Source organism: Streptomyces himastatinicus ATCC 53653, assembly GCF_000158915.1.
GTDB lineage: Bacteria > Actinomycetota > Actinomycetes > Streptomycetales > Streptomycetaceae > Streptomyces > Streptomyces himastatinicus.
Genome location: NZ_GG657754.1, coordinates 7,892,151 through 7,898,210, shown reverse-complemented (window position 1 = coordinate 7,898,210; position 6,060 = coordinate 7,892,151). Strand labels below are relative to the sequence as shown.

Annotated in this window: 8 protein-coding genes; all 8 read right to left on the bottom strand. The window is 72.2% G+C overall.

Annotated elements, in window-relative coordinates; translation table 11 throughout:
- A partial coding sequence (locus SSOG_RS47750) for a tryptophan synthase subunit alpha (protein ID WP_039939295.1) occupies positions 1-223 on the bottom strand: 223 nt, incomplete at its 3' end.
- On the bottom strand, positions 223-1,458 hold the full coding sequence (trpB, locus tag SSOG_RS33630) for a tryptophan synthase subunit beta (protein ID WP_009718725.1): 1,236 nt from the start codon (positions 1,456-1,458) through the stop codon (positions 223-225). The genes SSOG_RS47750 and trpB, both read right to left, overlap by 1 nt.
- 302 nt (positions 1,459-1,760) lie before the next feature.
- On the bottom strand, positions 1,761-1,910 hold the full coding sequence (trpM, locus tag SSOG_RS58585; RefSeq protein WP_420719373.1) for a tryptophan biosynthesis modulator TrpM: 150 nt from the start codon (positions 1,908-1,910) through the stop codon (positions 1,761-1,763).
- Entirely contained in the window at positions 1,907-2,716 is an 810-nt protein-coding gene (trpC, locus tag SSOG_RS33625) for an indole-3-glycerol phosphate synthase TrpC (RefSeq protein ID WP_009718724.1), read from the bottom strand. The genes trpM and trpC overlap by 4 nt, the downstream gene beginning before the upstream one ends.
- 136 nt (positions 2,717-2,852) lie before the next feature.
- The gene (locus SSOG_RS33620; protein WP_039939294.1) at positions 2,853-3,266 is read right to left on the bottom strand and encodes a DUF2752 domain-containing protein; all 414 of its coding nucleotides are present in this window, start codon (positions 3,264-3,266) and stop codon (positions 2,853-2,855) included.
- A 117-nt stretch (positions 3,267-3,383) separates the two neighbouring features.
- Entirely contained in the window at positions 3,384-3,623 is a 240-nt protein-coding gene (locus SSOG_RS33615) for an HGxxPAAW family protein (protein WP_009718722.1), read from the bottom strand.
- Positions 3,624-3,758: 135 nt separating this feature from the next.
- Positions 3,759-4,427, bottom strand: a complete 669-nt coding sequence (locus SSOG_RS33610; protein WP_039939293.1) for a TIGR02234 family membrane protein — start codon at positions 4,425-4,427, stop codon at positions 3,759-3,761.
- Between the two features lie 109 nt (positions 4,428-4,536).
- On the bottom strand, positions 4,537-6,048 hold the full coding sequence (locus SSOG_RS33605) for an anthranilate synthase component I (RefSeq protein ID WP_078510461.1): 1,512 nt from the start codon (positions 6,046-6,048) through the stop codon (positions 4,537-4,539).
- Positions 6,049-6,060: the final 12 nt, after the last annotated feature.

Below are 6,060 nucleotides of genomic sequence, written 5' to 3'. Positions count from 1 at the left end.
CGATGTCGTCCGCGGTCTGGATCACCGGCCCGTCGAGCACCGGGTCACTGTGCGGCAGCCCGACCTCGACGACATCGCAGCCGCCCTCGATCATCGCGGTCATCGCCGCGACGCCGCCGTCGATCGACGGAAAACCGGCGGGCAGATACCCGACGAGCGCCGAGCGCCCCTCGTCCTTGGCCTTGGCCAGGACGGACCCCAGCAGTTCCAGATTCCCGGCCATCACTTGGCTCCCTCGTCGTAGAGCCCGAAGTACCGAGCCGCCGTGTCCATGTCCTTGTCACCACGCCCGGAGAGGTTGACGACGATGACAGCGCCCTCGCCCAGCTCCCGCCCGAGATCCAGCGCCCCGGCCAGCGCGTGCGCGCTCTCGATCGCCGGGATGATGCCCTCGCTCTGCGACAGCAGCCGCAGCGCCTGCATCGCCTCGTCGTCCGTGACGGCCCGGTACTCGGCCCGCCCGACGTCCTTCAGATACGCGTGCTCGGGACCGACCCCGGGATAGTCGAGACCGGCCGAGATCGAGTACGGCTCGGTGATCTGTCCGTCCTCGTCCTGGAGCACATACGAGCGCGACCCGTGCAGAATCCCGGGCTCGCCCTGGCTCAGCGTCGCCGCGTGCTCACCGGAGTCCACCCCGTGCCCCGCGGGCTCGAAGCCCACGATCCGCACGCTCTCGTCCCCCAGGAACGCGTGGAACAGCCCGATGGCATTGGAGCCTCCGCCCACGCACGCCGCCACCGCGTCCGGCAGCCGCCCGGTCCGCTCCAGGATCTGCCGCCGCGCCTCCACACCGATCACCCGGTGGAAGTCCCGCACCAGCGCCGGGAACGGATGCGGCCCGGCGACCGTGCCGAACAGATAGTGCGTACGGTCCACATTGGCGACCCAGTCGCGGAACGCCTCGTTGATCGCGTCCTTCAAGGTGCGACTGCCCGACTTCACGGCGATGACCTCAGCACCCAGCATCCGCATCCGCGCCACGTTGAGCGCCTGCCGCTGGGTGTCGACCTCGCCCATGTAGATCGTGCACTCGAGGCCGAACAGCGCACACGCCGTGGCCGTCGCCACCCCGTGCTGGCCCGCGCCGGTCTCGGCGATGACCCGGGTCTTGCCCATGCGCTTGGTGAGCAGGGCCTGCCCGAGCACGTTGTTGATCTTGTGGGACCCCGTGTGATTGAGGTCCTCCCGCTTCAGGAAGATCCGCGCGCCCCCGGCGTGCTCGGCGAACCGCGGTACCTCGGTCAGGGCGCTCGGCCGCCCCGTGTAGTTGACCAGCAGATCCTCGAGCTCGGCCGCGAAGGCGGGATCGGACTTGGCCTTGTCGTACTCCGCGGCGACCTCATCGACCGCGGCGACGAGCGCCTCGGGGATGAACTTGCCGCCGAACGCACCGAAATACCCCTCGGCACTGGGGACCTGACCCTGGGGGTCCGGAATGAAGAAGTCAGAGGACATGAAAGCACTCCGCAAGTCTTGATGAACGGAACGACCACCGAACGGACAGCCGCCGACGAGACAGGAGGGGACGGGGTCGCAGGGGTGGGGTCCTGGACACCACGTGTATTTGTGGCGCCGTGGACTTCCGGCTCACTCCGCGCTTCCGGGTGGCGGCGCCGTAAATAGACGGTCCAGGGCCCTGCCCCGGAGGCCACGGCCCCGCACCCGAAAAGCACCGTCAGCGCACCCGGAACCACAGGTCAGCGCACACAACAACGCACGCTCACCGTATGGAGCGCACCCAGCGACACCCGCCGCCCTCAACGCCATCGGCGCCCGTTGACCTGCCCCGGCTCGCACCCGATGTGATAGCGCACGCGACGCCCCCGCACCCGCCGTGCGGGTGCGCGGCAACCCCGGGGGCGGCACCCCCGCGCCAGGCGCGCGTACACGTCCATAGGTCCGCTCAGTCCCGCCCGTGCCGCAGCGCCGGATGCGCACCGGCCGCCACCAGATCGGCGACCGCGCCCTTGGGGTCGCGCCCCGTCACCAGGGACTCCCCCACGAGCACCGCGTCCGCGCCGTCGTTCGCGTAGGCGATCAGGTCGTGCGGTCCGCGCACACCCGATTCCGCGATCTTGACGATGTGGTCCGGGATCTCCGGCGCGACCCGCGCGAAGTTCCCCCGGTCCACCTCGAGCGTCTTCAGGTTCCGCGCGTTGACGCCGATCAGCCGCGCCCCGGCGGCCACGGCCCGCTCGACCTCTTCCTCGTCGTGCACCTCGACCAGCGGGGTCAGCCCGATCGACTCGGCCCGCTCGACCAGCGAGACCAGCGCATCCTGCGGCAGCGCGGCCACGATCAGCAGCACCACGTCCGCGCCGTACGCCCGCGCCTCCCACAGCTGGTAGGAGGTGACGATGAAGTCCTTGCGCAGGACCGGGATGTCGACCTTGGCCCGCACGGCCTCCAGGTCGGCCAGCGATCCGCCGAAGCGCCGCTGCTCGGTGAGCACGCTGATGAGCGACGCGCCGCCCGCCTCGTAGTCGGCGGCGAGCGCGGCCGGGTCGGCGATCGCGGCGAGCGCGCCCTTGGACGGGCTGGACCGCTTGACCTCGCAGATCACCTTGACGCTGTCGCCCTTGAGCGCCGCCACGCCGTCCTTCGCCGGCTGGGCCTTGGCCGCCCGCTCCTTGAGCTCGTCGAGGGTGACGCGCGCCTGCCGCTCCGCGAGGTCGGCACGGACACCGTCGATGATCTCGTCGAGCACACTCACGCGAGCGGCCCCCTTCCGGGACGGGGATGGAGCTTCTGGTCGAATGCGATGGTAGCTGTCAAAGGACCGAGGTCCCGCATCCGGTTGACGCCGCGTCCCACCAGGTGGTCGTACACGACGTCATTCACAACAACGGTCAGGGTGCCAGTAGTCCCCCGAAGGGGAAATTCCGGATGAGGGTGAAGGCGAGAACGGCGCCTGCGATCACCCAGGCGTGCCACGTCTGCCAGGTCCACACCACCCGGCGGCGGCGCCATCCGAGAGCCCGGACGCACCACACCACCCACGCCACGCAGAACACGCCGCCGCACACCACGACCAGGGCGTTGTCCCCCAGCGCCGGCAGCAGCTCGCCGTGCGCCAGGGCGTGGGCGCTGCGCAGCCCGCCGCACCCGGGGCAGTAGAGGCCGGTCAGCCGGAACAGCGGGCAGACGGGGTAGTGGCCGGGCTGATGGGGATCGACGGCGCCGACGTACGCCAAGGCGGCGGCGACGCCGGTGAGCACGCCGAGGGGAGCGAGGAGCCGACGCGCCGCGGGAGACAGGACCACACGCCCGAGTCTCCCCGGGAAACCACGAAGGCGCAGCTCAGGGCCGTGCCCGATGATCCGTACGGATCAGCCCGTACGGGTTCGTCGGCACCGGCCCCGCGCCGCGCCTCACACAGCTCACTCCTGGGTCTGTACCTGCTTCTCGCCCACCATCCGCAGCGGCTTGGCCTTCGGGGCGCCGAGCCCGGCCGCGCGCATGGCCATCGTGACGACACCGCCGAGGAGAGCGATGACGATGCCCGCCCAGAAGCCGAGCGGGTTGGCCAGCACGGTGAACGCTCCGGCGACGCAGAAGCCGATGAAGGCGATGGTGACACCGGTCCAGGCGGCCGGGGTGTGCCCGTGGGCGTTGGACATGAATTCTCCTCGTAGCTGTACACAGCGCCTGGTCCGGGCCTGGTCCGGGCGCGCGGGGCGAAGTTCCCACGCCATTGTCCCCGATGCCGGACGCGCCCTTGAGCGGGGGTGCCTCCCCCCGCGCCTCCCCGGCGACTACCGCGAAACCGTCGGGTCCTCGCCCCGGTCCAGGGCCTTCCACAGCTCCTCGGGGCGGTCGGGGTCGGGGGCAGCGGAGGCGCGGCGCCCGGCGCCCCGGCCCTCCGCGCCGGCCCGCTCGTACCGCCCGGACATGGCGGGCCAGTAGCGCCCGTACGCCAGCGCCAGGACGCCCGCGAGCAGCAGCAGCACACCGCCCGCCAGGGCGACCCACGGCCAGGGCGTGTACGACACGTCGTGGATGGTGCTGCCTTCCACGCCGGTCACCTTGGACGCCTTCTCCTTGAGCGCCGCCTTGTCGGTGGCGCCGAGCGCGGCGCTGATGACGATGCCCGCACCGGTGAGGGCGAGGAGGAGGGAGACGACGACGCGGCCGACGCGGCGTACGGCGAAGACGGCCACGAGCGCGGCGAGGCCCACGACGGCGAGGGCGCCGGGCAGCCCGGTGATGTCCTCGCCATTGGCGCTCTGCGGCAGGGAGCCCTGGGCGACGCTGGCCGTGCCCTCGGCCCACTTGCGGCTGGTGGCCAGCAGGACGAGCGCCGCGCCGAGCGCACCGCACAGCAGCGCGACGGCGAGGCTGCCGCGCGCCGCTCGGCGGCCGCGCTCGGCGGAGGCGGAGGGCTCGTTCTCGGCCCGGGGCTGGGGTACGGCTGCTGCACTCACGCCGACCACTATCCCCCACCCCGAACGCACCCCGAACGCCCGCCCGCCCGAGGGCCGCGCAGGGCTGCCCCCGCCGGCCCCGCCGGCCCCGCCGGCCCCGCCGGCCCCGCTACCGGCCCAGGCGGTTGGCCGCGTGGACCGCGCGCAGCACCGCCGCCGCCTTGTTACGGCACTCCGCGTCCTCGGCCACCGGGTCGGAGTCGGCGACGACACCGGCGCCCGCCTGGACGTAGGCCGTGCCTTCGCGCAGCAGCGCGGTGCGGATGGCGATGGCGGTGTCGGAGTCGCCCGCGAAGTCGAGGTAGCCGACGCAGCCGCCGTACAGCCCGCGGCGGCTCGGCTCCAGCTCCTCGATGATCTGCATCGCGCGCGGCTTGGGTGCGCCGGAGAGGGTGCCCGCGGGGAAGCAGGCAGTGAGGACGTCGAACGCGGTGCGCCCCTCGGCGAGCTTGCCGGTGACGGTGGAGACGATGTGCATGACATGGCTGTAGCGCTCGACCGACATGAAGTCGACCACCTCGACGCTGCCGGGCTCGCAGACCCGCCCCAGGTCGTTGCGGCCCAGGTCGACCAGCATCAGGTGCTCGGCGCGCTCCTTGGGGTCGGCCATCAGCTCCTCGGCGAGGGCGGCGTCCTCCTGCGGGGTGGCGCCGCGGGGCCGGGTGCCCGCGATGGGGTGCAGCATGGCGCTGCCGTCCTCGACCTTGACCAGGGCCTCGGGGCTGGAGCCCACCACGTCGAAGCCGTCGAAGCGGAAGAGGTACATGTACGGGCTGGGGTTGGTGGCCCGCAGGACCCGGTAGACGTCGAGGGCGCTGGCCGAACAGGGCGTCTCGAAGCGCTGCGAGGGGACGACCTGGAACGCCTCGCCCGCGCGGATGCGCTCCTTGATGTCGTCCACGGCCGTCTTGAAGTCCGGACCGCCCCACAGCGCGGTGTACTCGGGCACCTCGGAGGGCGGCAGCGCGGTGGGGTCGGTGGGGACGGGCCGTACGAGGTCGGCGGCCATCGCGTCGAGCCGGGCCACGGCGTCCGCGTACGCCTCGTCCACGCCGGTGTCGAGGTCGTTGTGGTTGATCGCGTTGGCGATCAGCAGGACGGTGCCGTCCCAGTGGTCGAGGACGGCGAGGTCCGAGGTGAGCAGCATGGTCAGCTCGGGGAGCCGCAGATCGTCGCGCCCGTGCTCGCCGATCTTCTCCAGGCGGCGGACGACGTCGTAGCCGAGGTAGCCGACCATACCGCCGGTGAAGGGCGGCAGATGGACGAGACCGCCCAGGTCACGCGGGGTGTGCAGGGTCTCGACCGTGGCGCGCAGGGCGGCGAGCGGATCGCCCTCGGTGGGGACGCCGACGGGCGGGGTGCCCAGCCAGTGGGTGCGGCCGTCGCGCTCGGTGAGGGTGGCGGCGCTGCGGACACCGACGAAGGAGTAGCGGGACCAGGAGCGGCCGTTCTCGGCGGACTCCAGCAGGAAGGTGCCGGGGCGCTCGGCGGCGAGTTTGCGGTAGAGGCCCACCGGGGTGTCGCCGTCCGCGAGGAGCTTGCGGGTGACGGGGATGACACGGCGGTCGGCCGCCAGCTTGCGGAAGGTCTCGAGGTCCATCGTGGCAGCGTCCTGGGTCATGGCTGGGGAGCC

Bases quoted from the DNA above. Each gene is read 5' to 3' on its own strand.
- trpB (WP_009718725.1), bottom strand. From the start codon at position 1,458: ATGTCCTCTGACTTCTTCATTCCGGACCCCCAGGGTCAGGTCCCCAGT.
- SSOG_RS33615 (WP_009718722.1), bottom strand. From the start codon at position 3,623: ATGTCCAACGCCCACGGGCACACCCCGGCCGCCTGGACCGGTGTCACC.
- SSOG_RS33605 (WP_078510461.1), bottom strand. From the start codon at position 6,048: ATGACCCAGGACGCTGCCACGATGGACCTCGAGACCTTCCGCAAGCTG.